Below are 26,536 nucleotides of genomic sequence, written 5' to 3' on the forward strand. Positions count from 1 at the left end.
TAAATGAAAAAGATATTCTTATTTATCATCATATCATTTCTATTCTTGGGCGATTGCTTTTCTCAAAACCTGAGGCAATTGTGGGAGAAGCCTTCCGCTGAAACGAAATCGTGGACATTCTGGTACTGGATGAATGGGGCAGTAAACAAAAAGAGCATTACGGCCGATTTGGAAGCGATGAAAGAAATCGGGTTGGAAGGGGCATATCTGATGCCAATCAGAGGAATTCCCGAAAAACCTTATCTGACACCGGTTGTGGAGCAGTTAAGCCCCCTATGGTGGGAGATGGTAGACTTCGCTTTCAAAGAAGCGGACAGGATAGGAATGAAAATAGCCTTCCATATTTGCGATGGATTTGCTTTGGCCGGCGGCCCCTGGATTACACCGGAACTTTCTATGCAAAAAGTCGTTTGGTCGCAACTGGATATACAGGGTGGAAAGCAATTTAATGGAACCTTGCCGCAACCCGAAAGCTATAAAGGATATTATAAAGACATTGCTGTCTATGCATTTCCTACACCTGACGGAGAGGGGATTTCGACAGAAACGGTAAAACCGAGAGTAACAAGCAGCATCGCGGATATAGATCCTCAGTTTTTGGTGAAAAAAGATAATAAGGAGCTTTTACGAAGCGATGATCCTTGCTGGATTCAGCTCGAATTTGAAAGACCGTTTACCTGTCGTACCATACAGCTTACGGGGCCTTCGCGTAGTTTCCAGCCGCAAAGGCTCACCATAGAAGCCAGTAATGACGGGAGAAACTATAGGAAGATCGTTCAATTAGAACCTCCCCGCCAGGGATGGCAGAACGATGATTTCCCTATGACTCATTCTATACCAGGCACCACTGCAAAATATTTCCGCCTGCAATATAATCTGAGTGGAACGGAGCCGGGAGCCGAAGATCTGGATGCGGCTAAATGGAAGCAAAATCTGAAACTTAAAAGCATCTGGATGTCTTCCGAAGCCCGCATACATCAGTACGAAGGTAAAACGGGAGACGCGTGGCGTGTCAGCGCCCGTACTACTGCTTCGCAGATACCGGATAACCAATGTATAGATATGAAAAAAATGACAGATATTTCTTCATATCTAGGCACAGACGGTAAATTGAACTGGAAGGCTCCGGAAGGAAAATGGACAATCCTGCGTTTAGGCCATACGTCGACGGGACACACCAATGCCACCGGAGGAGGTGGAATCGGATTGGAGTGTGATAAATTCAATCCCGAAGCTATCCGCCTGCAATTCAATTCATGGTTTGGAAAGGCTTATGAAGTGGCCGGGCCGGAGATTGCATCCCGTGTATTGAAAGTCTTTCATGTAGATAGTTGGGAATGTGGTAGTCAGAACTGGTCTCCGTTGTTTCGGGATGAGTTTAAGAGTCGCAGGGGATACGATATATATGATTATTTACCGGTAATGGCCGGATTTCCTGTCGGAAGCGCTGATATGTCGGAACGTATTTTGTATGATGTGCGCCAAACTATAGCAGAGTTGGTTGTAGATAAGTTCTATGCCGTACTGAAAGAAGAAGCCAATGCGAAAGGCTGTGAATTCAGCGCCGAGAATGTATCGCCAACTATGGTCAGCGATGGTATGATGCACTATAAAAACACTGATATTCCGATGAATGAATATTGGTTGCAAAGTCCTACCCACGATAAGCCTAATGATGTGTCGGACGCCATTTCAGGCGCGCACATCTACGGGAAAAATATTGTACAGGCAGAGGCATTCACACAGTTAAGGCTGATGTTCGACGAACATCCCGCGATGCTGAAAACCCTGCAAGACAGGCATTATGCTTTGGGAGTAAACCGTCTGAGCTACCATGTGTACGCGCTGAATCCCTGGCAGGATCGTAAGCCGGGTATGACACTCGATGGCATCGGGCTGTATTTTCAGCGCGACCAGACCTGGTGGAAACCTGGCAGGGCATGGGTAGATTATGCACAGCGCTGCCAGGCCTTATTGCAATATGGAAAACCTGTCGCCGATATTGCCGTATTCACAGGGGAGGAATTGCCTAGGCGTTCTATCTTACCGGACAGGCTTGTTCCGTTTTTGCCGGGGCTGTTTGGTGAAAAAAAACTGGAATGGGAGAAAAGGCGCATGGCGAATGTGGGCACGCCTGCCCGGGAAATGCCTGCCGGAGTAAATCATTCCGCAAATATAACAACTTCCGAAGATTGGGTCAACTGCCTCAGAGGCTATCAGTATGACAGCTTTAATGCCGATGTGCTGTTGAACAGAATGAAGGTAGAGGACGGACGGATTGTCCTTCCTGACGGTATGAGTTACGCCGTATTGGTAATCCCCGGTAAACATCCTATGCAGCCGGAATACAGGATGTCGAAGGCTGTGGCCCGGAAATTGAAAGAGTTTTCCGCGCAAGGGGCCAAGATAATGATAGGGGGTTTACCTGTTGAAACGTTAGATTTTAAAGAGGAGGGAGAAAAAATAGAATGGGCTTCGGCCAGTTTTGTAAAGCTGCCTTATGTCAAAGAAACTTTTGAAGATATTGGTGTCGGACGTGATTTTGCAGCGATGGAGAAAGGAATAAAGGGTTATGCCAGGGGTATTGCCTACACTCATCGCCAATCAGATAAGGCTGATGTCTATTTCGTTTCCAACCAGCAGGATAAGAAGCGGGACCTGGAGGTTAGCCTCCGTTCATCGGGGCGTATTCCTGAATTGTGGAATCCTGTCACCGGAAAGACAGATACAAATGCCAGCTGGTCTGTTGTGGACGGAAGAACAAATATAGATTTGGCATTAGAGCCGAACGAATCTTGCTTTATCGTGTTGCAAACGCCAACATCCGCAACAGGCGGAAAAGGAAGTATTCGGAAAATAACCGATACAATTCCGTTAGCAGGTACATGGAGTGTATCATTTGATAAAGAAAAGAGAGGCCCGACAAATCCCGTAATGTTTGAAACGCTGACAGATTGGAGCAGGCATAAAAATGACAGTATCCGCTATTATTCAGGTACGGCTATTTATAGAAGTACCTTTAACCTGAATGTTGCCGACAGAGATAAATTCGATATCGCATTTGATGAAATTGCAAATCTTGCGGAGGTAAAAATCAATGGCAAGTCCTGTGGTATCATCTGGACGAAACCATATAGGCTGGATATTTCCGGTGCTGTAAAAAATGGGGAAAATACAATTGAGATCGAAGTTGTAAATACATGGGCAAACCGTATCTTAGGCGATGAATATTACAATGCGGAACCTGATGACAACAAGAAGATATGGACGAACGGAACCCATCACAGGAGAAGGGATAAAACCCTTGCCGGAAGCGGTCTTATTGGAAATGTTATAATTGAAAAGGGAAACAATTGACATTTAGAGATTATAAATTGATAAATGATGCTCATCAGAAGTTGAAAACTTTATCTATGTTATTAGCGGATAGCCTTTGGCTGTTAGCTGATAGCTCTTTGAAAGGATGAACGAGCCCCCAAGGGGGAACTTACCGAGAGGGAAAAAAGGGACAGATAAAAAATAGTGGAAAAAGTGTAACTTTTGTAACTTTTTTGAAATAGTAACGGGTTATTTCGCCCTTCGGGCAATTACAAGTTACGAGTTGACAAGATACGAGATACAAAATACGAGTTGTTTACTGTTTACTGATTACTGGTATATCTGTTACTTTTGTTACTTTTTAACTATATATAGTTAATTAATATTAATATCAATGTCATTATAAACTAAAAAACTAATATAAATATAAACATGAAAAAACTCTCTTTGCTATTATCTCTGATGTTGATATTAAGCATGTCAGTTCAGGCGCAGTTGAAATTGCCATCCATCTTTGGCGATAACATGTTATTACAACAAAACTCAAATATCAATATGTGGGGCTGGTCGGAAAAAGGGAAGTCGATAGAAGCAGATCCGTCATGGACTGACCGGAAATATTCGGCCAAGACAGATAATGCAGGTAGATGGATTCTGCAAATACCTACTCCAACCGCAGGTAATGATACATATACGATTACTGTTTCGGATGGGAAAGATAAAATTACTCTTGAGAATATATTGATTGGCGAGGTCTGGCTATGCTTAGGCCAGTCTAATATGGAAATGCCGATGAAAGGCTTTAAAAATCAGCCGGTAGAGGGAGGGAATAAAGCTATTTTCAAGTCGAAGAATAAGAATATGCGCATTATTACAGTTAAACGTACATCCGAACTGGAGCCACAGGATAATTTTATCGGAGAATGGCAGGAAGCTACCCCCGAAACAGTAAAGGAATTCAGTGCCACCGCTTATTACTTCGGGCGCCTGATAAACGAAACACTGGATATTCCGGTCGGGCTTATCCTTTCTTCATGGGGAGGGTCGTGGATCGAAAGCTGGATGAGCCGCGATATTCTCAGCCGTGAATTTAAGGAAGTGAAACTGCCGGATAGTATCGATGATGTAAAGGAGAAGAACCGGACTCCTACGACTCTGTACAATGGCATGATACATCCGGTAAAAGGTTATACTATCAAAGGAGCGATAATGTATCAGGGAGAATCTAATTACGACCGGGCAGCGCAATATCCCCTTCTTTTCCAGACTTTTGTAAAGGAAATGCGGAAAATATGGGGGCAGGGAGAATTTCCGTTCTATTATTGCCAGATAGCGCCATATAATAATCCTCCCGAAAAGCACGGGGATTTTAACGCGGCCTTTTTACGCGAAGCTCAATATAAATCTGCTCAGGTAATACCAAATTCGGGGATGGCAGTTCTGATGGATATAGGCGAAGAGAACTGTATCCACCCCCGCAATAAAGAAGCCGGAGGTGAACGCCTGGCAATGATGGCTCTGGCTAAGACTTACGGGATGACAGGTTTTGCATATGAAAGCCCGACATTTAGAGAGATGGTAGTAGAAGAAGGCAAGGCTGTTTTGTCGTTCGACAATGCCCCTATGTGGCTTACAGCCTACGGAAAAGAACTTAAAAACTTTGAGATAGCGGGCGAAGACCGGGTGTTTTATCCGGCAAAGGCAGAGATCAAACGCAGCAAGATAGAAGTTTCGTCAGATAAAGTCGGCAAACCGCTCGCTGTGCGTTATGGCTTTAAGGATTTTGTTATTGGAGATTTATTCAGTACCGAAGGCTTGCCTTTATCTTCATTCAGGACAGATAACTGGGATGATATTAAATAAGTTATATGATGAAAAAGTTAGTTATATCTTTATTATTTGTATTCGTTTTTACATATGTATCTGCTCAGGCGGATACTGAAATTCTAAAGAAATCGACAGATTGGGTTACTTCCTTAGAACTGAACGATAAAGGAAAAGAAGCCCGTCTGGCAGATGTAATATCGACACACCTGACGGCCGTAAAGACTTGGCACGACAGCCATTCTTATACGATGGTTCCGGAAGGCATAAATCCGAAAACCGGAGAGAAGCTGTCAGCCGATGACCGCCAACTGATAGTTGATTCCACAATCCCCAAGACGGTACATGAGGCGTTGATGACAGGGCTCAGGAAAGATCTCACAGAGGAGCAGGTGGAAGCTATTCTGGATAAATACACTATCGGCAAAGTCGATTTTACGATGAAGGCATACCGGGAAATACTGCCTGATATGCCAAAAGAAATGGATGAGTACATACTCAATCATTTGAAGCAGGCAAGGGAAGAGGCTGTGGATTACAAAAGCATGAGGGAGATTTCAGCCATTTTCAAAATACATAAAACCCGGATAGAATTGTATTTATATCAGAATAATTATAATTGGAAGGCTATATACAAAGAATATGTCGACTCCCTGAAAAAGAAGTAAGCTATGTGTACCCGCTCTTTTATATTGCTATTATCTGTCTTGTTTCAGGTCTGTACTGTATCGGGGCAGACAATTTCCGGCTACAGTGTGAAGTGGAATACCCAGAGTGAAAATTCGGCTGAAAGCATGCCCTGTGGCGGTGGCGATATAGGATTGAATGTCTGGGTAGAAAATGGAGACATATTATTTTACATGTCGCGTAGCGGAACATTCGACGAAAATAACACGCTGCTTAAACCCGGACGTGTCCGCTTGAAACTCACACCCAATCCATTTGGTAATGAGTTCAGTCAGGAATTGAATCCGGAAGAAGGATGTGTATATATAAAAGGCAGTGACGGAAATATTACGTCAAAAGTCCATATTTGGGTGGATGTGTTCAATCCGGTTATAAATGTCGATATCTCGAATAATCAGGGCTTGAAAATCGAGGCCTGCTATGAAAACTGGCGTTATCAGGACAGATTGTTACGGAAAGACGAAAGTAACCAGAATTCATATAAATGGGCTGCTCCGAAAGATCTGGTAACGAAAAAGGATGAAGTCAGGTTCGAAGGGAATAAGGTTTTGTTTTACCATCAGAATCAGGGAAAAACCGTATTCGACGTCGCCGTAGCACAGCAGGGATTAAATGAGGTAAAGTCCCTGATAAACAACCCGCTCCATAATCTTGTATTTGGGGGATATATGGAAGCGAAGGGTTTTAAAGCATCCGGTATATCGGAAGGTGTTTATGTAAATACCGATTTCCGGGCATGGAGACTGGAAAGCGAAAAGCTCCTGAAGAATTGCAGTATAAGGATAAAACTTCATACAGCCCAAACGCCGGATATTGCGGCATGGAAGTCCGGATTGGAAAAACCAGTTGTTTCGGACCGGAAAGAGAATAAAAAATGGTGGGCTGATTTCTGGAACCGCAGCTTTATTCATATCGCTTCGGATAATGATGGAAAGGCGAAAGAGATTGCCCGTAACTATCAGTTGTTCCGCTATATGCTGGGATGCAATGCATACGGGGATTATCCTACAAAATTTAACGGTGGATTGTTTACATACGATCCTCAGTACACAGATACCCTTTATCGTTTTACTCCCGATTTCAGGAAGTGGGGTGGGGGAACACATACCGCACAGAATCAGCGTCTGGTCTATTTCCCGATGCTCAGGAGCGGTGATTTTGATATGATGAGATCCCAGTTTGACTTTTATAACCGGCTATTGCCTGCCGCAGAGTTGAGGAGTAAGGTCTATTGGGGGCATGAAGGAGCTTGCTTTACCGAGCAGATAGAGAACTTCGGTTTACCAAATCCGAGTGAGTACGGGTGGAAACGCCCTGACGATTATGATAAGGGGATGGAATATAATGCATGGCTTGAGTATCAGTGGGATACAGCTTTGGAATTCTGCTATATGATACTGGAACATGAGCAATATACAGGCGGGGATATCAAAGAATATCTTCCATTAATTGAAAGCACCCTCCGTTTTTTTAATGAACATTATCAATATCTGGCCCGGCAAAGAGGGCGAAAGGTCTTTGATGAACAGGATAAGCTCGTTTTATATCCAGGGTCGGCATGCGAAACTTATAAAATGGCTTATAATGCGTCATCTACCATTGCAGCGTTGAAAGTCGTCACTAGGGATTTATTAAAGTCCGGATCGTTTGGGGCAGACAGTATCAAACGGGAATATTTCACGGCTTTCCTGTCGAGGATACCTGAAATAAAGACACGGCATACGGGCGGGCATGAAACAATCGCTCCGGCCTGGCTTTGGGAGCGGGTAAATAATACGGAAACTCCCCAGTTGTATCCTGTGTTCCCCTGGGGAATATATGGCGTTGGCAAAGAGAATCTGGAGATAGCCCGCAATACATGGAGATATGATCCTGATGTTCAGAAATTCAGAAGTCATGTGGGTTGGAAACAAGATGCTATCTGGGCCGCGCGTCTTGGCCTGGTTGCCGAGTCGAAAGATCTGGTCGTAAAGAAATTGCGAAGTGCCGGGACCCGTTTTCCTGTTTTCTGGGGGCCGGGGTTTGACTGGACTCCCGACCATAACTGGGGTGGTTCGGGTATGATCGCTTTACAGGAAATGCTTTTGCAGACCGATAGGGAAAAAATCTATCTGTTGCCTGCATGGCCTAAGGAATGGGATGTCCATTTCAAATTGCATGCTCCATATAATACTACTGTAGAATGTAAAGTTGAGAAGGGGACAATTCGATTATTAAAGGTAATTCCGGAAGAAAGATCCGGCGATATTATCGTTAATTTGTAATCATAGCCTTTGATTATAAGGATATGGTCCACTAAAAAATGATGATATTTATGGTATTAAAGATTTGTGTAATTAAAAAAAAGAGACTAATTTTGAATCCGGAAAGAAAAGCAGGTTGGCGGCGGACATCTGTTAGGTAATTAGAGATGAAGGAAAGACACAGAATCAGTCTTCATTCTTTGAATTTATTTGTAAGGTGTTTATTGCCAGTGATATAGTAACTAGTGGTTTGGGCTTCGTCTTTCGCTCGAGTGTGACAAAGGTCACATTTTTTGTTTAGGATATTCATACACACGTGGTGGAATTGGTAGACATGCTACTTTGAGGGGGTAGTGTCCGCAAGGACGTGTGAGTTCGAATCTCATCGTGTGTACGTGTAAGGGTTGGCTATAACGGCCAGCCTTTTTTGTTTACGGCTTACAGCTTTGCCCTGATTGAAAAAAAACATCAATTATTTTGAAATAACAGTCAAAGCTTTGATTAATTCTAAAAAAATATATTAATTTTACACCACCAATTGCGAAAGTAGCTCAGTTGGTAGAGCACAACCTTCCCAAGGTTGGGGTCGCGGGTTCGAGCCCCGTTTTTCGCTCGGATAAAGGCGCATGTGGCGTAATTGGTAGCCGCGCTGTCTTCAGGTGGCAGTGACCTACGGTCGTGGGGGTTCGAGTCCCTTCATGCGCACGGATAACAAATCTCTCCGATTAACTTTGGAGAGATTTATTATTTAAGTCGTATTCTATTTATCGTTTAGTTCAGTTTCAGGCTTCCAACCATATCCTCCGGACGAACCCATTTGTCAAACTCTTCGGCCGTAAGGAATCCTGATTTAATAGCCTCTTCTTTTAATGTTGTTCCGTTTTTATGCGCGGCTTTTGCTATTGCAGCAGCTTTTTCATAACCAATATGTGTATTAAGTGCGGTAACAAGCATCAGAGAATTATCTACCAATTCCTTTATTCGTTTGTGGTTAGGCTCTATGCCTGCAACACAATGGTCATTGAACGATTTACAAGCATCACCTAGTAATTGGGCTGATTGCAGAAAATTAGTTGCGATAACCGGTTTGAAAACATTTAGCTCGTAATTACCCTGTGATCCTGCAATGGAGATTGTTGTATTATTCCCCATAACCTGTACGCAAACCATTGTGATGGCTTCGTTTTGAGTAGGGTTTACTTTTCCCGGCATAATTGACGATCCCGGTTCATTTTCGGGTAATATCAGTTCTCCGATACCAGAACGTGGCCCTGAACCCAGCAGACGAATATCCTGCGCTATTTTGAATAGTGCCACCGCCATTTGATTCAAGGCCCCATGGGTGCCGACAATGGCATCGTGCGAGGCCAGCGCTTCAAACTTATTAGGGGCGGTAATAAAAGGTAAACCTGTAAATTGGGCAATGTATTCTGCTACCTTCACGTCATATCCGTCAGGTGTATTCAAGCCAGTACCTACAGCTGTCCCTCCCAGTGCAAGCTGGGATAAATGCTTCAATGTAGCTTTAGTTGCATCGATAGCATATTGTAATTGAGCTGCATAACCGGAAAACTCCTGTCCTAAGGTTAGTGGTGTTGCATCTTGCAGATGTGTCCGGCCTATTTTTACAATGTCTTTAAAATCATTAGCCTTACTGCTTAAAGCCGTCTGTAGTTCCTGAGCTTTAGGTATCGTTTGCTCTATAATCTTTTTATATGCGGCAATATGTAATGCGGTAGGGTAGGTATCATTTGAAGACTGTGATTTGTTTACATCGTCATTCGGATGGATCGGACTCTTTTCTCCGAGTTTACCGCCACTTAATACCAATGCCCGGTTGGATATAACTTCGTTGACATTCATATTCGATTGTGTACCGGACCCGGTTTGCCATATTACGAGTGGAAACTGGTCATCGAGTTTACCTCCTAATATCTCATCACATACTAGGGCTATCAGGTCCCTTTTCGAAACCTCCAAAACCCCCAGATCGGCGTTGGCATATGCCGCTGCTTTTTTCAGGTAGGCAAATGCATAGATTATCTCTTTGGGCATAGACGCTTCCGGCCCTATTTTGAAGTTATTTCTTGAGCGTTCAGTTTGTGCTCCCCAGTATTTGTCAGCAGGGACTTTTACTTCCCCCATCGTATCTTTTTCTATGCGATATTTCATCTTTGTATCTTAAATTTATTGGTATGAAGTTCGGAATAATTATGATAAAATTCAAGATCTATTGTCCTAAATTTAAATAGAAAGAATTATCCGGAGACGGAATAGAGGAACAGCAGCTTCAAATAACAATGATTGTTACAATGCCTGTCAGCACTGCAACTATTCCCAGGATATTCTGATATTGGAAAAGCTTTTTATCAGAATCCGCGTATTTGCTTATTCTCAAATATCGGTAAATAAGTAATAAACCAATTAGTATTTCTATTACACTGCCGCAGATAAGAGAGAACCAGTAAGCGGCATTGTCCTGGATAACACTGTATCGTATTGTACTTAGTATTACGATGCCTACGACTCCCCAGATAATAATTAGTGGAGCAATGCAGGCCAACCATAAAGCCATTTTTTTTATAACGGGATATTTGTTGAATAAAAAAGATGTTAATCCGAAGATTATTAAAATAATAGCATATATCATGTTGGATTTGTTTAAAGTGAACCCAAATATATCTATACTTTTTCTGAATTTCTATATTTATCTATAAAGAAAGGTGCTGTATCAAAATAATCTATTTGATATAGATAGGTTTTAACGATGTTTTGGTGGAATATTTATCTGATAATTCTTCTCCATACGTAATTCTTCTTTGATCCATGCTTTTTAAATTAAAAGATACATACTAAATACATAATTGCAGAAAAATGCTTGAGTTCTTTTTAACGAAACAGTATAGACCGAAGTAAAAAGTGTTATTTTGGCATTTTTTTATCTAAATTAGTTTGTTTATTCATGAATACTTTTTTCCTTTGTTCATGATTTAATATACTATCTGTTATTTATAGAATTAGTAATGCAAAACACAGTAAAAATTAAGGACGTAAAGGACATAGTCATACGTTTTTCAGGTGATTCGGGGGATGGCATGCAGTTAACCGGAACCATCTTTTCAAACCTTTCGGCAATCTTTGGGAATCAAATCTCCACTTTTCCCGATTTTCCGGCAGAAATCAGAGCCCCTCAAGGTACACTTTCCGGTGTTTCCGGATTTCAGGTACATTTAGGCAATCAGATTTATAATTCCGGAGATAAGGCAGACGTATTAGTTGCGATGAATCCGGCAGCATTGAAAGTAAATGCCAATTTTCTGAAAAGAGATTCTGTTATTATTATTGATACGGATTCTTTCTCGAAAAGAGATATGGAGAAGGCACAGTTTGCTACAGAAGATCCTTTTGTAGAGTTGGGACTTACCACTCAGCAAATAATCTCAGTTCCTGTTACTTCATTGACTAAAAGTAGTCTGGAAGGAATGGAAATGGATATGAAATCGCGTATCCGTAGTAAAAATATGTTTGCCCTGGGTTTGGTTTGCTGGTTGTTTAACCGGCCTCTCGATGTTGCTAACCATATGCTATCGGCTAAATTTGCAAAGAAACCCGTATTGGTGGAAGCAAATCTGAAAGTATTGGCCGATGGATTCAATTATGGACAGAATACCGATACTACCATATCATCATACCGCGTAGAAACCGTAAATGTGGATAAGGGTTATTATCTGGATGTAAATGGTAATACAGCTACTGCTTACGGGCTGATTGCCGCTTCAGAAAATTCAGGTAAGCCGCTTTTCTTAGGCTCATATCCGATTACACCCGCTACTGACATATTGCATGAGCTCGTTAAATTTAAACAGTTAGGAGTTAAGGCCATTCAGGTCGAAGATGAAATAGCAGGAGTGTGTACGGCTATCGGGGCAAGTTTTGCCGGAAGCCTTGCCGCTACCTCAACTTCTGGTCCCGGTCTGGCGCTGAAGGGAGAGGCTATAGGTCTTGCCGTAATGGCAGAATTGCCTCTTGTTGTTGTGGATGTTCAGCGCGGAGGCCCGTCGACAGGTTTGCCGACCAAAACAGAACAAACCGACCTTCGCCAGGCTCTGTATGGACGTAATGGCGAAAGCCCAATTGTTGTTATGGCGGCTGCCAGCCCGACAGACTGTTTCGATATGGCATACTGGGCATCTAAAATTGCATTGGAGCATATAACTCCGGTTATATTACTTACCGACGGTTATATAGCCAATGGTTCATCCGCATGGCGTATACCTGATTTGGATAAGTATCCGTCTATAGTGCCGCATGATGTAAGCCAATATAAGGGCAATGAATGGCGCAGCGCATTACGTGACGATGAAACAATGGTACGTTATTGGGCCGAGGCTGGTCTTGAAGGTTATACACACCGTATAGGAGGGCTCGAAAAAGATTATACCACGGGAGCCATATCTACAGATGCGGCTAATCACCAGAAAATGGTGAACGTGCGTCAGACTAAAGTTAATAAGATTGCTGATTTTATCCCGCAGTTGGAATTAATCGGTGGAGAAGATGCCGACTTGCTCGTTGTGGGCTGGGGCGGTACATACGGACACCTGCGCGAAGCTGTGGAGAAAATGAATGACGCCGGGCAGAAAGTAGCTTTGGCTCATTTCCGTTTTATTAGCCCGTTGCCGAAAAATACAGCTGCAGTACTTAATAAGTTTAAGAAAATTATTGTTGCAGAACAAAATAATGGCCAGTTTGCCGGCTATTTGCAGGAAAAAATAGAGGGATTGCAAATATCCCGTTACAATAAGGTTGAAGGGCAGCCTTTTGCTGTATCCGACCTGATAGAAGCATTCACCAAGAAATTAGGAGAGTAAAACTATGGATGTAAATGTGAAAATGGCCTCATCTCATCAGGCCAAAGATTATAAAAGCGATCAGTATGTACGCTGGTGTCCGGGGTGCGGAGACCATGCTCTTCTCAACTGTTTATATAAAGCAATGGCCGAACTGGATATACTGCCGCATATGACGGCTGTGGTTTCAGGTATCGGTTGTTCTTCACGTCTGCCTTATTATATGAATACATATGGTTTCCATACTATTCATGGACGTGGGGCTGCCGTGGCTACAGGAGTGAAGACTGCAAAACCTGAATTATCTGTATGGCTGGCTACAGGCGACGGCGATTGCCTGGCAATCGGCGGTAACCATTTTATTCACGCGGTTCGCCGTAATGTGGATATAAATATTCTGTTATTGAACAATAAAATATACGGGTTAACGAAAGGGCAATTTTCCCCGACATCCGACAGGGGATTTGTTTCAAAATCTTCTCCGTATGGTACAGTCGAAGATCCGTTCCATCCTGTTGAGCTGGCCTTAGGCGCTCGCGGAACCTTTTTCGCCCGTTGTATCGACGTCGATCTGGCAAATACTACCGAGATTTTGACGCATGCGGCACGGCATAAAGGTACGTCCGTTGTGGAAATCCTCCAGAATTGCGTGATATTTAACGATGCTATCCATGACAATATTGTAGATAAAGCATGGAGGGCCGAACGTACAATATTGCTTAAGCACGGAGAGAAAATGTTGTTCGGAGCCAATAAAGACAAAGGTCTTGTTATGGACGGATGGCAGATAAAAGATGTGATTATAGGACAAAACGGATTTACAATAGATGATGTTCTTGTTCACGACGCTACAATGCTGGATGATACTTTGCATATGAAATTAGGCCTGATGTCTCCTGAAAACGGACTGCCTTTGGCTTTAGGTGTTATCCGCGATGTAGAAGGGCCTACATATGATCAGGGTGTGGCAGATCAGATCAAAGATGTGCAGGCGAAGAACCCTGTGCGCAAGTTAAGGGATTACCTGATGACTAAAGATGTGTGGGAAGTAAAATAATAGTCTGAGATATTCGAGATAATCTTGAAAGCCGGAGAATAATAATACTCCGGCTTTTTTATTTGTAGGGCAAGGCAATTACTTCTATAATCCCGGTTATGAACAAAAAAATAGCAGCAGGAAAAGTCCTGCTGCTTTTTTCATATTTCAAAAGCCTGTTAATGTTTATCTTATCAACAGATTTTTTACATCGGAATTTGTAAGGAATTTAGCGAACTCTATATCGTTAAGAACTTCAGAAGTTGAAAATCCTTTGTCTAATGCTGAGCGCAGGTTACCAACAACACCTGATGTATTATTTGTTCTGGCCGCTACGATAGCCGACAGGTAATATGTTGTAGCATCTTTATTTGCTACAGCATCCAATGTCTGTTGAGCTTTGTTGTAGTTCTTGGTTAATACCTGTGCCAGAGCGGCATTGTTTGTTTTAGCATCGCCGAATGCCTGTACAGCTCTGTTGTAATCACCTTTCTGTATGTATAATAAACCAAGTGCTTCACCCAGTGTATTAGCACCGGAAGCGCTACCCAGCAGTTGTTCTGCTTTAGCGGTGTTACCATCAGCAAGAGAAAGTAAAGCCTGGTTCATATTAGCTTCAGGAGCTTTTGCCGATACCTGTGCCGCTTTGTTGAATGCCTGTACAGCTTTGCTTGTCTGACCGGTTGTATAGTAGTATGCACCTAAGTTATTCCATCCGCGGTAGTCGTTAGGGAATTTCTGAGTAACATAAGTATAGATCTTCTCTTTAGAAGTTCCGTTCAGATTTGCAGCATATAACAGTTCCTCTACTGAAAGGCCTGTAAGGTCGGAATTTGCTGCGTTCTTCAGTTCTTCATCTGTCTTACCGATAACTTCGATATTTGCAATCAGGCGTGAACGACGAAGTTTAGGAAGGATTGTTTCTGCTAATCCGGAATATACTGCCGAGATGTTTTTGATTTCTTTTTCCCTTGTTTCAGTGTCAGGATACATGGAAAGAACTCTCAATACGATATCTTTATCCTGAAGGCTTGATGCCTGAACCAGTTTTTGGAAACCTTCCCAGTCCTGAGCGGTATATTTGGCATTGATTTCTGTATCTATATTCTTCTTTTTGAAATCTTTGGTAAGATAGTCTGTTGTATTTTTCTCACGTTTTTCAGCAAGTTTTTCATTCAGCTCATAACCACCGTCGGGAGAAGCATAAGCAGATACTTCTACATTTATGTTTTTCCGGTCATTAGAATCAGCTTCTTTTACCAGGTCTTTCCATGCGGCAAGATTTGTAGAGTTCAGCTCGCTTGAACGCAATTCAGCTTGTTGGATAAGGAACATGATATCCGCATCATATGCCTCTTTGATGATACGCTGGAAAGCATCGGGTGCTACAGCCGGAGTGGTAGTCGCAGCACTGGCAAGCGCCTGAGTAGAAACTACGCCGTCAGCTATTTTTACATCAGGGAAGCCTGCTACGGTTTTTCCGTTTCTGGAGAAGTCGAATCTTAAGAATAATTCCGATTTCTTCATTGCCGGAGTGTAGTCAAATTCTGACCGCAGGGTGATAGCGCTCCCACTTTCGAAATTAACAACAGTACCGTTTCCTGCAACTTTTTCGCCCTGATAAGAGTAAGAAGTGCCAAGGGCTTCGCCTCCGCTGTATTTCAATACAGGGGTAACAACTACTGATGTGCTTTTTTCGAACCATTTGGCAGGGAAACGTCCGTTGATTGTCACCGGTACTTTTGTGCCCACTAATTCGAGTGGAGAAGGGTTAGTTGTGAACAGAGAATTTGCTAACGGGGTCATTGTCTTTTTGCTACAAGATGTTCCTAAAATCGCAACCAGAGCAATTAATGAAAATAATAGCTTTAATTTTTGCCTTTTCATAGCTTTTTAAAAATTATTGATTTATTATATAATATATAGACATTCCTTACTTGGTACAAAACTACTTTTTTTCTTCTTGAATAGAAAATGTCTATATGCTATTTATAGATATAAAGAGGAGTTTTAATATTTTTTAATCTTTAAGCATTTTGATGCTTGTGACCGCTGGTCCGAAAATATTATTTTCGCGGAATGCCGCGTACACTTTTTCGTTCAGGTCTACGTTTATCGAAGCATAATCTCCACTATCTGCCCATACCCGTATTGTAACATCCAATGTCCCATTGTTCAGCATTGTAACGCCAATGAACGGTTCGGGGGTATCCTTTATAGAAGGATTATTTTTGATAACAGATTGGAGGATAGATTTTACATTATCTACATCTGCACCATAGCCCAGCGTAAATGTAATGTCTATACGCCTTTCCTTTTGGCTCGAATAGTTGGTTATAGTTCCTGTGGATAAAGGGCCGTTCGGTATATATATGGTGCGGTTGTCTCCCGTCAGAAGTATTGTATATAGAATACCGATGGCTTGTACCGAACCATCCATGCCTTGGGTTACAATCCGGTCCCCCAGTTTGAATGGTTTGTTTATCAGAAGCATGACTCCTCCGGCAAAGTTAGATAAGTTGTCTTTCATGGCCATACCCACAGCTAAACCTGCGGCAGCAAGAATAGCGGCAAAAGACGTCATCGAAAGTCCCAGTATATTCACTATCGATAAGAACAGGACGAGCTGTAGCGTAATATTAGCCAGGCTGTCAAGAAAACTTTTTACAGTAGCTTCAATCTGGCGTCTTTCCAGAAAGCGGTCGATGAATTTTCTCAGCCATTTAATCACCCATCGTCCGATGATAAACACAATTGCGGCAGCAATAAGTTTCAAACCTAAAGTCACGGCATGGTCGAAAATCTTGTCAAGGAAATTGTCTATGGCAGATACCGATAATTCTGCATTTTGGAGCGTATCTGCAGGGATAATGTTTAGTAGCATGTTTTTTTAATTTTTGGTTCAAAATTAATTATTATTGGATGAATGAACAGCTTTTTTGAGCGATTATTTTAACTGTATAAGGGTGTAGATTGTTATTTTTTTATTGTTTATGTGAATGAGCATCTGAATACGATTATTTTCAAAAATATGCGATATTTCTGAAAAAACGTATCTTTGCACTCTTGATTTTAATGGAAAGAATAAGTGGAAGATACACATATACTTGATTTAAAAGGGTTCCTGGATAAGAAAGCAGCGCAATACAATACTCCCGGATTTATAGCTAACGACCCTGTTTGCATCCCTCATGGCTTCGCATCGAAACAGGATAAGGAGATTATGGGATTCTTTGCATCCATATTTGCCTGGGGACAACGTAAAACGATCATAAATAAATGCAGGGAGCTGGCTCAGCGAATGGATAACAGCCCCTATGAATTTATTATGCAACATAAAGATTCCGACCTGAAAAAAGTATTGGGGTTTAAGCACCGTACATTCAATGATACCGACCTGTTATATTGTATCCATTTTATGAAGCGGCATTATTCTGTATATAATAGCTTTGAGGATGCATTCTTTCCGGATGAAAATATGACCGTTGAAGCCGCGCTCAACCATTTCGAAACCTATTTTTTCTTACATCCCGATGCTCCCCGGCGTACCCGCAAGCACATACCTTCGCCTGCCCGTAAGTCGGCGTGTAAGCGTCTCAATATGTACCTGCGCTGGATGATCCGCAGCGATAATAATGGGGTAGACTTCGGATTATGGAACAAAGTAAAGCCCAAAGATTTGATTTGCCCGCTCGATCTGCATGTGGAACGCACAGCCCGCAAGCTGGGGTTACTGTATCGTGATAAGCCGGATTGGCAGGCTGCATTGGAGCTGACCGCTAATCTCAGGTTGCTGGACGCTGCCGATCCCGTGAAATATGATTTCGCCCTTTTTGGTATTTCCATTGAGGAAAAATGTATTATCGAAAGTACTTAGAGCCTGTTTCAATTTTATATGAATACTTTATTATAATACTATTTTCGTTCATTTTCAGTCTCTTTTTATCCGATTTTCCCCTTTTTTCAGCTTGAATAGCCCGCTATTCGCACTTCAAAAAAGAAAAAATCATTCTAAAAATAGTTCTGAAAATCTGAACGAATAAAATTTAGACAGGCTCATAACAAATGCACATAATTCACGTTTTATACATGGTAGGTTATTTTTTTCGTATATTTGCAGCGTGTAAGTTTGCATAGAAAGAAAGGAAATGGGAAAGTTATACATCATACCTACGCCCGTAGGTAATCTTGAGGATATGACGTTCAGGGCAGTGCGACTACTGAAGGACGCTGCGCTTATACTGGCTGAAGATACACGTACTACAGGTATCCTCTTAAAGCATTTCGATATACAGAACAAAATGCAGTCTTATCATAAATTCAACGAACATAAAGCTGTTTCACATATAGTCAACAGGCTCAATGCAGGAGAAGATATTGCCTTGGTATCCGATGCGGGCACGCCCGGTATATCCGATCCGGGGTTTCTGGTTGTGAGGGAATGTGTGAAAGCCGGTATTGATGTGGAATGTTTGCCGGGTGCCACGGCTTTTGTTCCTGCACTGGTATCGTCGGGTATCCCGTGCGACAGATTCTGTTTCGAGGGGTTTCTGCCCCAGAAGAAAGGGCGTATGACCCGATTGAAAATCCTGGCAGAGGAAACCCGCACTATCGTGTTTTACGAGTCTCCCCACAGGGTATTAAAAACACTGGCCCAATTGGCCGAATACATGGGAGAAGACAGGTATGCCGCTACTTGCCGCGAGATATCGAAGGTATATGAAGAGACATGCCGTGGAACATTGACGGAACTAATATCTCACTTTTCGGTGAACGAACCACGTGGTGAGTTTGTTATAGTCCTGTCTGGTAAAAATGGATGAATAAATTCGATAATAAAACTAACAAGTTAAATATTTGTATATGAAAAAATTATTTGTAGGATGCTTTTGCTTATTAGCTTTAGCGTCATGTAACGTAAAAAATTCGGATGAATATAAGGCTTTACAAGCCCAACGGGACTCCTTGTTGCAGGTTAGTGCTCAGGGGAATACTGAACTGGCTGAAATGAACAGCCTGATAAACGATGTGGAGGAAAATTTCAGACAGATAAGGGAAGCCGAAAAATATCTGACTATAGAATCCAAATCGAAAGGTGAAATGTCGAACGACACTAAAACCCGTGTCAGGGACAATTTTGAAATGATAAATGAAATCCTGAAAAAGAATAAAGCAGATATAGATAAGTTGAATCAACGTCTGAAGGGTAATTCGGGACAGATGGCCGGCCTGAAGTCTACAATCGAACGTCTGAATGCGGAGCTGACCGAAAGGGCAAATACAATATCCGAGCTGCAGTCGTCCCTTGCTACACGCGATGCCCAGATCGCTTCGTTGCAGACAGATGTGAAGTCATTGACAGAAAATGTGGATAACTTATCTACGCAGACTGCTGAACAGGCCTCTAAGATCAAAGAGCAGGATAAGGAATTAAATACTGCTTATTATATGTTCGGTACATCCAAAGAACTGAAGGAAGCTAAAGTCGTTACAGGTGGATTCCTTGCGTCAAACAAGATACTGAACGAAGGTATCGAGAAAAGCAAATTTATAAAGGTGGATATACGTGATACTCAGAGTATTCCTGTATATGACAAGAAAGCTAAGCTTTTGTCGGACCATCCGAAAGACAGCTATACCCTGGATAAAGATGCAAGCGGTAAAGTGGTTATTAAAGTGACGGATTACAAGAGATTCTGGAGCCTGACCAAATTCCTCGTAGTAGAGGTAGGATAATAACGGATCTCACATTCAATATAACATTAGGCCGGTACTGAATAAAGTACCGGTTTTTTGTTTTTTTGAGGAAAATATTTATCTATGTATTTAGCCGGTAGCCTTTGGCTGACAGTTCTTTGAAGTATTGAAGGAGCCCCCTAAATTGGCTCCGCCGAACGTTGTTTCCCCTCGGGGGACTTACAGAGAGGGAAAAAGGAACAGATAAAAAATAGTGGGAAAAGTGTAACTTTTGTAACTTTTTTGATATAGTTACGAGTTACTGCGCCCTACGGGCAGTTACAAGTTACGAGTAGACAAGTTACGAGTAGACAAGATACGGGTTGTTAACTGCTGACTGTTTACTGTTAACTGAAATAAGTGTTACCTTTGTTACCTTTTAACAGTTACAAGTTACGGGTTGATGACTGTTTACTGTTTACTGTTTACTGCTAACTGCTAACTGTTAACTGATATATCTGTTACCTTTGTTACCTTTTGCGTCTTTGCGAGAGTATATTGTTAACTGATGACTGTTGACTGTTCACTGAAAAAACTCTTACCTTTGTCAGATGAAAACGATTCTCACTACTTTTAATGCTAAGTATATCCATACTTCATTGGCTCTTCGTTGGCTTTATGTGGCTAACAAAGACCGCTTTGACATTTCGTTTAAAGAATATACCATCAAAGAGCAAGTGGAGAAGGTAGCCGGAGAATTACTTGACAGTGGCTGTGATGTGATAGGTATAAGTGTATATATCTGGAATGTAGAACAGACAAGAGAATTGATTTCGCTACTGAAAGCAGGGAAGCCGGACCTAACTATTATTCTTGGAGGGCCGGAGGTGATGTATGAGCCGGACTTTTTTCTCCGCAACTGGAATATCGACTATGTAATAGGAGGTGAGGGAGAGTTTGTTCTGGGTGAATTATTAGCTGTTATTGAGAAAGGATATGCCGTTGAGATAAAGGGGGTGTCATCCCGCGAATATATCAGCAAAGTAATTGTGCAGGCCGATCTGGAAAAACTTGCGTCTTTACCTTCGCCATACATGCTGGAAGAGGACAGGGACGATATGAAAAACCGGCTTGTGTATTTCGAAACCTCCCGCGGATGCCCTTATCAGTGCCAGTATTGCCTGTCATCGCTTGAGAAAGGTGTACGCTATTATCCTAAAGGATATATATTGGAGAATCTGGGGTATATGATAGATAACGGCGCTAAACAAATCAAGTTTCTCGACCGTACTTTCAATCTGAATAAGGAGCATACACATACTGTGTTTGATTTCCTTATTAAGAACTACCGTCCGAATCTTAGTTGCCAGTTTGAGGTATATGCCGATCTACTCAGGGACGAAACGATTGATTATCTGAATACGAACCTGTCAAAAGATTTCTTCCGTTTCGAAATAGGTATCCAGTCCACATATGAGCCTACGAATGTTGCTGTAAGGCGCAGGCAGGATTTTCAGCTGTTGGCTGGCAACGTAAAGAAAATAATGAATGGAGGTAAAATAGACCTGCATCTCGACCTGATAGCCGGACTGCCCTATGAAACATTGGGGCGTTTTATAAAATCGTTCAATGATGTATTTTCATTGGGGGCAAAGGAGGTACAACTCGGCTTTCTGAAAATGCTGCGGGGAACCAACCTGAGGAAACAGGCCGGGCAATATGGCTACAAATACGATGAGCAGGCTCCTTACGAAATAGAGTGCAACGCGGATATCTCCAGTCAGGAACTCGATCGTGTACATGAAGCGGAACACGCATTGGAGAAGTTCTGGAACAGCGGACGGTTTCCCCATACGATGAATGAATTGTTCGGGACTTATTATCCGGGACGTTACTTTGAATTATTCGACGAAATAGGGCAATACTACAAGGCGCGGAATCTGCCTCACCGCGGCTATCAGCTGGAGGACTTATTCCGCTATCTGCACAGTTTCCTGTTATCGAAAGATATTGACTTGCTCGAATGTTTACGGACAGACTACTATAATAATTTTACCCGCAGGCCGCAGGGCTTCTGGACGAATATGATGGATAAGAAACTGCGGAAGCAATTGTTGTATCAGATAGGACAGGATAGAGGCTTCCTGTCGAAGTACAGGCTGAACCGTAAGATTATAGAAAAGCAGACGGCGGTTGACTATATATCGGACAATGAATACCTGCTTACTGTATTTATTGATAATAAGCGTCTGTCGATACCTTATTCTGCGCAGGGTGAGCAATAAAAAAGCAACACCTTTGCGGAATTGCTTTATGTTTATGATATGCAATTTATAATGCTTTGTATATTGGGGTGCTTAAACTAAAAGATAAGATGTAATTGTAGCTGTTTCTCAAATATTTACTAAATTGGCAGACAATTAGATCAGGTAGTTACAGTGACTATTAAGTATGAAACATTTTATATACATATTAATTTTATCTCTTATGGCTGGATGCACAAGTGTTTCCTCTGACAAAGAGGATATTAAAGCTACAATCATAGCTTTGGAAAAACATGCATTAGAACTGTGGAACGATGGAAACCCTGACGGGTTTATTGAGTTATCTTCTGATGATGTTGTTTATTTCGACCCGGCTTTCGAGAATAAACTCGAAGGAAAGAAGGCTCTCGAAGAATATTATAACACCATCAGGGGAAAGATCAAAATCGACTTGTATAAAATGATCGATCCGGTTGTACAGGTATCAGCAAATACTGCCGTCTTGGCATATGATTATGAAGCTCATAGAGACGGCCAGGTGTTCAGGATGCACTGCACGGAGGTCTATAAATCAGATTCATCGGGCCAGTGGGAAATTATACACACTCATTGGTCTTTTGCCCAGCTTTATAAGTAGCGGATCAGCCTTCTTTCAATATCCTGTAATATGCAGGCCAATTATTATATAGAGCCTCCATCGAAGGCAATACTATATTGGCTCCGGCCTCAACCAATACTTTGTCGGGCATTGGCCCCGTATTGACGGCAATCGTGAAAATTCCGGCAGCAACAGCCGCTTCCACGCCGCGGGGTGCATTTTCAATGACTATGGCTTGGTCCGGGGTTAATGCGTCACCTTTTTTCAATCCCATCAGGTAGGGCTCAGGATGAGGCTTACCATGCTTAACGTCGAAGGCAGTTACCATCTTGTCTTTGGCAAATAGTCCGGGAAAGTTGTATTCCAGCTTATTGATAAGTGTAGGCTGCCCCGATCCGGTGACAAGGACAGGTGTAAGTCCGTCTTCGTTTACTTTCTTAACGAAGCCGTAGGCAAAAGGAATAAGAGCGCCATCGTTGTATTTTGTGAAGAGTTCCGTTTTGCGTTTATATATGGTATCTGTTTCCTGTTTAGTGGCATCCCTCCCTTTCTCCCTGTTCATCAGGTGATTGATGGTTTTACTGCCGACCATGCCTTCATACAGATAAAATTCTTCGGGGGTACTGGGGATATCGAATTCATCCATTGTCTCCTTCCACGATTTGGCATGCCATTTCATGGAATCGTAAAGAACCCCGTCCATGTCGAATAGTACGGCTTTGAGATCGAAGCGGATATAGTTGTGTTTGTTGAGATAGTTTTTAAATGGAGTAGTCATTATTATGAAAAATAGAATTAATTATCAGTACAAAGATAAGACAATATTTTTGATAGAGATGTAATGTATAAATGTCACAAAATATCAAAAAAGGAATCTTTTTATTTGTATTTCCGAAAAAATGGAATAACTTTGTCAATCGAAAAATGAAACTTATGTTGATGCATAGTAATATTATTATTAGTTCACTCATTATCCTCTGGAGAAATTTAGGGTGAGCATTGCTATGTAGAAAAAATATAAAGAAAAAACAGGGCCTTTCTCACTCTTCAGTAGATGAGAAAGGCTTTTTTTATGTAAAACAAACAGTATACTAAATCAATTAGAAAAGTTATGGACAAGTTATTTATTTTTGACACCACATTGAGAGATGGAGAGCAAGTACCGGGTTGCCAGTTGAATACTATCGAGAAAATCGAAGTAGCCAGAGCTCTCGAGTCGCTCGGTGTTGATGTTATCGAAGCCGGATTTCCCGTATCCAGCCCAGGTGATTTCAATTCGGTAGTGGAAATATCTAAAGCCGTAACCTGGCCTACTATATGTGCTCTTACACGTGCCGTGGAAAAGGATATTGAAGTAGCAGCCGAAGCATTGAAGTATGCTAAGAAAAAACGGATACATACAGGTATAGGTACATCGGAATACCATATTAAATATAAATTCAACTCTACTCAGGACGATATACTTGAACGTGCAGCAGCATGTGTAAAATATGCGAAACGCTTTGTAGAAGATGTGGAGTTTTATGCCGAAGATGCGGGGCGTACCGATAATGCCTATTTGGCAAGGGTCGTGCAGGCGGTAGTAAATGCCGGGGCGACAGTTGTCAATATTCCTGATACAACAGGTTATTGTCTGCCTACTGAATATGGGGCAAAAATCAAATACCTGATAGATCATGTGGATATGAAAAATGCAATTCTGTCCACACACTGCCATCAGGATTTAGGTATGGCGACAGCCAATTCCATAATGGGGGTGCTTAACGGGGCGCGCCAGGTAGAGGTGACAATCAATGGTATCGGAGAACGTGCCGGAAATACATCACTTGAAGAAGTTGTGATGGCTATCAGAAGCCATAAAGAACTGAACATCGGAACAAATATCAATACACAGAAGATATATCCTGTAAGCCGTCTTATCTCTAATCTGATGAATATGCCTGTGCAGCCGAATAAGGCGATCGTTGGGCGTAATGCTTTTGCCCATTCGTCGGGTATCCATCAGGATGGAGTGTTGAAGCATCTTTCCACATATGAGATTATAGACCCTAAGGATGTCGGTATCGATGATAATGCAATCGTACTGACTGCTCGCAGCGGACGTGCAGCACTGAAAAACAGATTAAATTTGCTGGGTATAGAAGTAGATGATGATCAGTTAGCAGAACTGTACCAGCGCTTCCTGGATCTGGCCGACCGGAAAAAAGATATAACGGATGAGGACCTATTGATTTTGGCCGGAAAAGAGACCGATAAAATGCACCGTATTAAGCTGGACTTCATGCAAACCACATCAGGGAAAGGCGTAAAATGTATCGGTGTGGTCGGACTGGATATCGCCGGAGAAAAATTCCAGGCATCGGCAACAGGAAACGGCCCGGTAGATGCAGCTATCAAAGCGGTAAAAGAAATTATCAAACGCCAGATGGTGATAGAAGAATTCCTTATTCAGGCGATCAATAAAGGTAGTGACGACACGGGCAAAGTGCATATGCAGGTATCGCATGAAGGACAGAATTATTACGGTTTCTCGGCAAATACAGATATTGTGGTAGCCTCTGTAGAAGCCTTTATCAATGCAGTAAACAAGTTCGTAAAATAATCAACATAATAGATTCAATAGAAAATATGAAAACTTTATTCGACAAAATCTGGGATGCGCACGTCGTATCTTCTGTAGACAACGGGCCTACTCAGCTATACATCGACCGCCATTTCTGCCACGAAGTGACAAGTCCTCAGGCTTTCAATGGATTGCGTGCAAGAGGATTGTCTGTGTTTCGTCCAGATAAAACAACTATAACAGCCGACCATAATACGCCGACTATTGATCAGGATAAACCGGTAAAAGATCCTGTATCTAAGAACCAGTTGGATACGCTTTCTAAAAATGCAAAGGAATTCGGTATAGATATGTATTATCCTTTGGGGCACCAGAAAAACGGAGTTGTACACATCATCGGTCCTGAAAACGGATTTACTCAACCGGGTATGACTATCGTTTGTGGAGATAGCCACACATCTACTCACGGCGCTTTCGGTGCTATCGCCTTCGGTATAGGAACCAGCGAAGTGGAAATGGTATTGGCTTCACAGTGTGTATTGCAGACTCGTCCTAAAACAATGCGTATCACATTCAATGGGAAACTGGGCGAAGGCGTTACTGCAAAAGACTTAGCTCTTTACATGATTTCGAAACTGACAACAGGTGGCGCTACAGGCTATTTTGTTGAATATGCAGGTGAAGCTATCCGCAATATGTCGATGGAAGAACGCATGACCCTTTGTAATCTGAGTATAGAGATGGGAGCCCGTGGCGGTCTTGTTGCTCCGGACGAAACAACTTTTGCTTATGTGGAAGGTCGCGAATTTGCGCCGAAAGGTGAGGATTGGGACAAGGCGTTGGCATACTGGAAAACATTGAAGACTGACGAAGGTGCAAAATTTGATAAAGAACTGACTTACGACGCAGCCGATATTAAACCGATGATCACTTACGGAACAAATCCGGGTATGGGAATGGCTATCGACGGTACAATACCTACTCTTGACGAGATCGATGAAGCCGGCCGTATCTCTTTCCAGAAATCAATGGATTATATGGGATTCAAACCGGGAGAGAAGGTGGAAGGCAAGTCTATCGATTACGTATTTCTCGGAAGCTGTACAAATGGACGCATTGAAGATTTCCGTACTTTCGCCAATTTTGTGAAAGGCAAGCAGAAAGCCGGCAATGTTATCGCGTGGCTTGTACCGGGCAGCCATAAAGTTGCCGACCAGATTAAAGCCGAAGGACTGGACAAAATACTTACAGATGCAGGTTTTGTCCTTCGTCAACCGGGCTGTTCTGCGTGTCTTGCTATGAATGATGATAAAGTTCCGGCAGGCAAATATGCCGTATCTACATCGAACCGCAACTTCGAAGGCCGTCAGGGACCGGGTGCACGTACTATCCTTGCAGGGCCATTAGTAGCGGCAGCGGCTGCTATTACTGGTAAAATAACAGATCCTCGTTCAATCTGATTTTACTCTTTTTTGTC

The 26,536-nt window shown here is 42.3% G+C and carries 18 protein-coding genes and 3 tRNA genes; 16 read left to right on the top strand and 5 right to left on the bottom strand.

Features of this window, described 5'->3' with window-relative positions:
* The first annotated feature begins 3 nt into the window (after nt 1-3).
* The 7 genes from ACFO6W_RS20045 (at nt 4) to ACFO6W_RS20075 (ending at nt 8,777) form a co-directional block, all read left to right on the top strand.
* Nucleotides 4-3,357, top strand: coding sequence for a glycosyl hydrolase (locus ACFO6W_RS20045; RefSeq protein ID WP_379999747.1), 3,354 nt, complete (start codon nt 4-6; stop codon nt 3,355-3,357).
* Between the two features lie 393 nt (nt 3,358-3,750).
* Nucleotides 3,751-5,181, top strand: a complete 1,431-nt coding sequence (locus tag ACFO6W_RS20050) for a sialate O-acetylesterase (protein WP_379999749.1) — start codon at nt 3,751-3,753, stop codon at nt 5,179-5,181.
* 5 nt (nt 5,182-5,186) lie between these two features.
* Complete coding sequence (locus tag ACFO6W_RS20055) at nt 5,187-5,810, top strand: DUF3826 domain-containing protein (RefSeq protein WP_379999751.1); 624 nt, start codon at nt 5,187-5,189, stop codon at nt 5,808-5,810.
* A 3-nt stretch (nt 5,811-5,813) separates the two neighbouring features.
* A complete protein-coding gene (locus ACFO6W_RS20060; protein ID WP_379999753.1) occupies nt 5,814-8,093 on the top strand; it encodes a DUF5703 domain-containing protein in 2,280 nt (759 codons plus the stop codon).
* A gap of 289 nt (nt 8,094-8,382) precedes the next feature.
* A tRNA-Leu gene (locus tag ACFO6W_RS20065) sits at nt 8,383-8,466 on the top strand.
* 146 nt (nt 8,467-8,612) lie between these two features.
* A tRNA-Gly gene (locus ACFO6W_RS20070) sits at nt 8,613-8,685 on the top strand.
* Between the two features lie 9 nt (nt 8,686-8,694).
* Nucleotides 8,695-8,777 (top strand) — tRNA-Leu (locus ACFO6W_RS20075).
* 66 nt (nt 8,778-8,843) lie between these two features.
* On the opposite strand, the gene fumC is transcribed toward ACFO6W_RS20075, so the two are convergent.
* Nucleotides 8,844-10,244, bottom strand: coding sequence for a class II fumarate hydratase (gene fumC, locus ACFO6W_RS20080; RefSeq protein ID WP_379999755.1), 1,401 nt, complete (start codon nt 10,242-10,244; stop codon nt 8,844-8,846).
* Between the two features lie 118 nt (nt 10,245-10,362).
* Nucleotides 10,363-10,647, bottom strand: a complete 285-nt coding sequence (locus ACFO6W_RS20085; protein WP_379999757.1) for a hypothetical protein — start codon at nt 10,645-10,647, stop codon at nt 10,363-10,365.
* A 448-nt stretch (nt 10,648-11,095) separates the two neighbouring features.
* Here ACFO6W_RS20085 and ACFO6W_RS20090 point away from each other — a divergent pair, with 448 nt between their 5' ends.
* Together ACFO6W_RS20090 and ACFO6W_RS20095 are read left to right on the top strand one after the other, a co-directional pair.
* Nucleotides 11,096-12,943: a 2-oxoacid:acceptor oxidoreductase subunit alpha gene (locus ACFO6W_RS20090; protein ID WP_379999759.1), complete on the top strand. Its 1,848-nt coding sequence runs from the start codon at nt 11,096-11,098 to the stop codon at nt 12,941-12,943.
* A gap of 4 nt (nt 12,944-12,947) precedes the next feature.
* On the top strand, nt 12,948-13,979 hold the full coding sequence (locus ACFO6W_RS20095) for a 2-oxoacid:ferredoxin oxidoreductase subunit beta (RefSeq protein WP_379999761.1): 1,032 nt from the start codon (nt 12,948-12,950) through the stop codon (nt 13,977-13,979).
* Nucleotides 13,980-14,144: 165 nt separating this feature from the next.
* On the opposite strand, the gene ACFO6W_RS20100 is transcribed toward ACFO6W_RS20095, so the two are convergent.
* Together ACFO6W_RS20100 and ACFO6W_RS20105 are read right to left on the bottom strand one after the other, a co-directional pair.
* Nucleotides 14,145-15,845, bottom strand: coding sequence for a tetratricopeptide repeat protein (locus tag ACFO6W_RS20100; RefSeq protein WP_379999763.1), 1,701 nt, complete (start codon nt 15,843-15,845; stop codon nt 14,145-14,147).
* A 133-nt stretch (nt 15,846-15,978) separates the two neighbouring features.
* Nucleotides 15,979-16,842, bottom strand: a complete 864-nt coding sequence (locus ACFO6W_RS20105; protein ID WP_379999766.1) for a mechanosensitive ion channel family protein — start codon at nt 16,840-16,842, stop codon at nt 15,979-15,981.
* A gap of 204 nt (nt 16,843-17,046) precedes the next feature.
* On the opposite strand from ACFO6W_RS20105, the gene ACFO6W_RS20110 reads away from it, so the two are divergent.
* The 5 genes from ACFO6W_RS20110 to ACFO6W_RS20130 all read left to right on the top strand — a co-directional run bounded on the left by ACFO6W_RS20110 (nt 17,047) and on the right by ACFO6W_RS20130 (nt 22,535).
* Complete coding sequence (locus ACFO6W_RS20110) at nt 17,047-17,835, top strand: TIGR02757 family protein (protein WP_379999768.1); 789 nt, start codon at nt 17,047-17,049, stop codon at nt 17,833-17,835.
* Nucleotides 17,836-18,106: 271 nt separating this feature from the next.
* On the top strand, nt 18,107-18,781 hold the full coding sequence (gene rsmI / locus ACFO6W_RS20115) for a 16S rRNA (cytidine(1402)-2'-O)-methyltransferase (RefSeq protein ID WP_379999770.1): 675 nt from the start codon (nt 18,107-18,109) through the stop codon (nt 18,779-18,781).
* A gap of 40 nt (nt 18,782-18,821) precedes the next feature.
* Entirely contained in the window at nt 18,822-19,694 is an 873-nt protein-coding gene (locus tag ACFO6W_RS20120; protein WP_379999772.1) for a Cbp1 family collagen-binding glycoprotein adhesin, read from the top strand.
* Between the two features lie 551 nt (nt 19,695-20,245).
* Nucleotides 20,246-21,919 (top strand): B12-binding domain-containing radical SAM protein, encoded by a 1,674-nt coding sequence (locus ACFO6W_RS20125; protein ID WP_379999774.1) that lies wholly within the window; start codon nt 20,246-20,248, stop codon nt 21,917-21,919.
* 202 nt (nt 21,920-22,121) lie between these two features.
* Nucleotides 22,122-22,535, top strand: coding sequence for a YybH family protein (locus ACFO6W_RS20130; RefSeq protein ID WP_379999776.1), 414 nt, complete (start codon nt 22,122-22,124; stop codon nt 22,533-22,535).
* Between the two features lie 4 nt (nt 22,536-22,539).
* On the opposite strand, the gene ACFO6W_RS20135 is transcribed toward ACFO6W_RS20130, so the two are convergent.
* The gene (locus tag ACFO6W_RS20135) at nt 22,540-23,274 is read right to left on the bottom strand and encodes an HAD family hydrolase (RefSeq protein ID WP_379999779.1); all 735 of its coding nucleotides are present in this window, start codon (nt 23,272-23,274) and stop codon (nt 22,540-22,542) included.
* A gap of 333 nt (nt 23,275-23,607) precedes the next feature.
* Between ACFO6W_RS20135 and ACFO6W_RS20140 the strand changes: the two genes are divergently transcribed.
* Together ACFO6W_RS20140 and leuC are read left to right on the top strand one after the other, a co-directional pair.
* Nucleotides 23,608-25,098, top strand: a complete 1,491-nt coding sequence (locus ACFO6W_RS20140) for a 2-isopropylmalate synthase (protein ID WP_379999781.1) — start codon at nt 23,608-23,610, stop codon at nt 25,096-25,098.
* Between the two features lie 26 nt (nt 25,099-25,124).
* Nucleotides 25,125-26,519 carry a 3-isopropylmalate dehydratase large subunit gene (leuC, locus tag ACFO6W_RS20145; protein WP_379999784.1) on the top strand — a complete coding sequence of 465 codons (1,395 nt, stop codon included), beginning with the start codon at nt 25,125-25,127 and terminating at the stop codon, nt 26,517-26,519.
* Nucleotides 26,520-26,536: the final 17 nt, after the last annotated feature.

Origin of the sequence: Dysgonomonas termitidis, assembly GCF_042654545.1 — a bacterium.
Taxonomy (GTDB): Bacteria; Bacteroidota; Bacteroidia; order Bacteroidales; family Dysgonomonadaceae; genus Dysgonomonas; species Dysgonomonas termitidis.

Coding starts and splice junctions, on each gene's coding strand:
- ACFO6W_RS20095 (WP_379999761.1), top strand. CDS start 12,948: ATGGATGTAAATGTGAAAATGGCCTCATCTCATCAGGCCAAAGATTAT.
- ACFO6W_RS20045 (WP_379999747.1), top strand. CDS start 4: ATGAAAAAGATATTCTTATTTATCATCATATCATTTCTATTCTTGGGC.
- ACFO6W_RS20050 (WP_379999749.1), top strand. CDS start 3,751: ATGAAAAAACTCTCTTTGCTATTATCTCTGATGTTGATATTAAGCATG.
- ACFO6W_RS20060 (WP_379999753.1), top strand. CDS start 5,814: ATGTGTACCCGCTCTTTTATATTGCTATTATCTGTCTTGTTTCAGGTC.
- fumC (WP_379999755.1), bottom strand. CDS start 10,244: ATGAAATATCGCATAGAAAAAGATACGATGGGGGAAGTAAAAGTCCCT.
- ACFO6W_RS20100 (WP_379999763.1), bottom strand. CDS start 15,845: ATGAAAAGGCAAAAATTAAAGCTATTATTTTCATTAATTGCTCTGGTT.
- ACFO6W_RS20085 (WP_379999757.1), bottom strand. CDS start 10,647: ATGGCTTTATGGTTGGCCTGCATTGCTCCACTAATTATTATCTGGGGA.
- ACFO6W_RS20105 (WP_379999766.1), bottom strand. CDS start 16,842: ATGCTACTAAACATTATCCCTGCAGATACGCTCCAAAATGCAGAATTA.
- ACFO6W_RS20135 (WP_379999779.1), bottom strand. CDS start 23,274: ATGACTACTCCATTTAAAAACTATCTCAACAAACACAACTATATCCGC.
- ACFO6W_RS20140 (WP_379999781.1), top strand. CDS start 23,608: ATGGACAAGTTATTTATTTTTGACACCACATTGAGAGATGGAGAGCAA.
- ACFO6W_RS20120 (WP_379999772.1), top strand. CDS start 18,822: ATGAAAAAATTATTTGTAGGATGCTTTTGCTTATTAGCTTTAGCGTCA.
- ACFO6W_RS20055 (WP_379999751.1), top strand. CDS start 5,187: ATGATGAAAAAGTTAGTTATATCTTTATTATTTGTATTCGTTTTTACA.
- rsmI (WP_379999770.1), top strand. CDS start 18,107: ATGGGAAAGTTATACATCATACCTACGCCCGTAGGTAATCTTGAGGAT.
- leuC (WP_379999784.1), top strand. CDS start 25,125: ATGAAAACTTTATTCGACAAAATCTGGGATGCGCACGTCGTATCTTCT.
- ACFO6W_RS20125 (WP_379999774.1), top strand. CDS start 20,246: ATGAAAACGATTCTCACTACTTTTAATGCTAAGTATATCCATACTTCA.
- ACFO6W_RS20130 (WP_379999776.1), top strand. CDS start 22,122: ATGGCTGGATGCACAAGTGTTTCCTCTGACAAAGAGGATATTAAAGCT.
- ACFO6W_RS20090 (WP_379999759.1), top strand. CDS start 11,096: ATGCAAAACACAGTAAAAATTAAGGACGTAAAGGACATAGTCATACGT.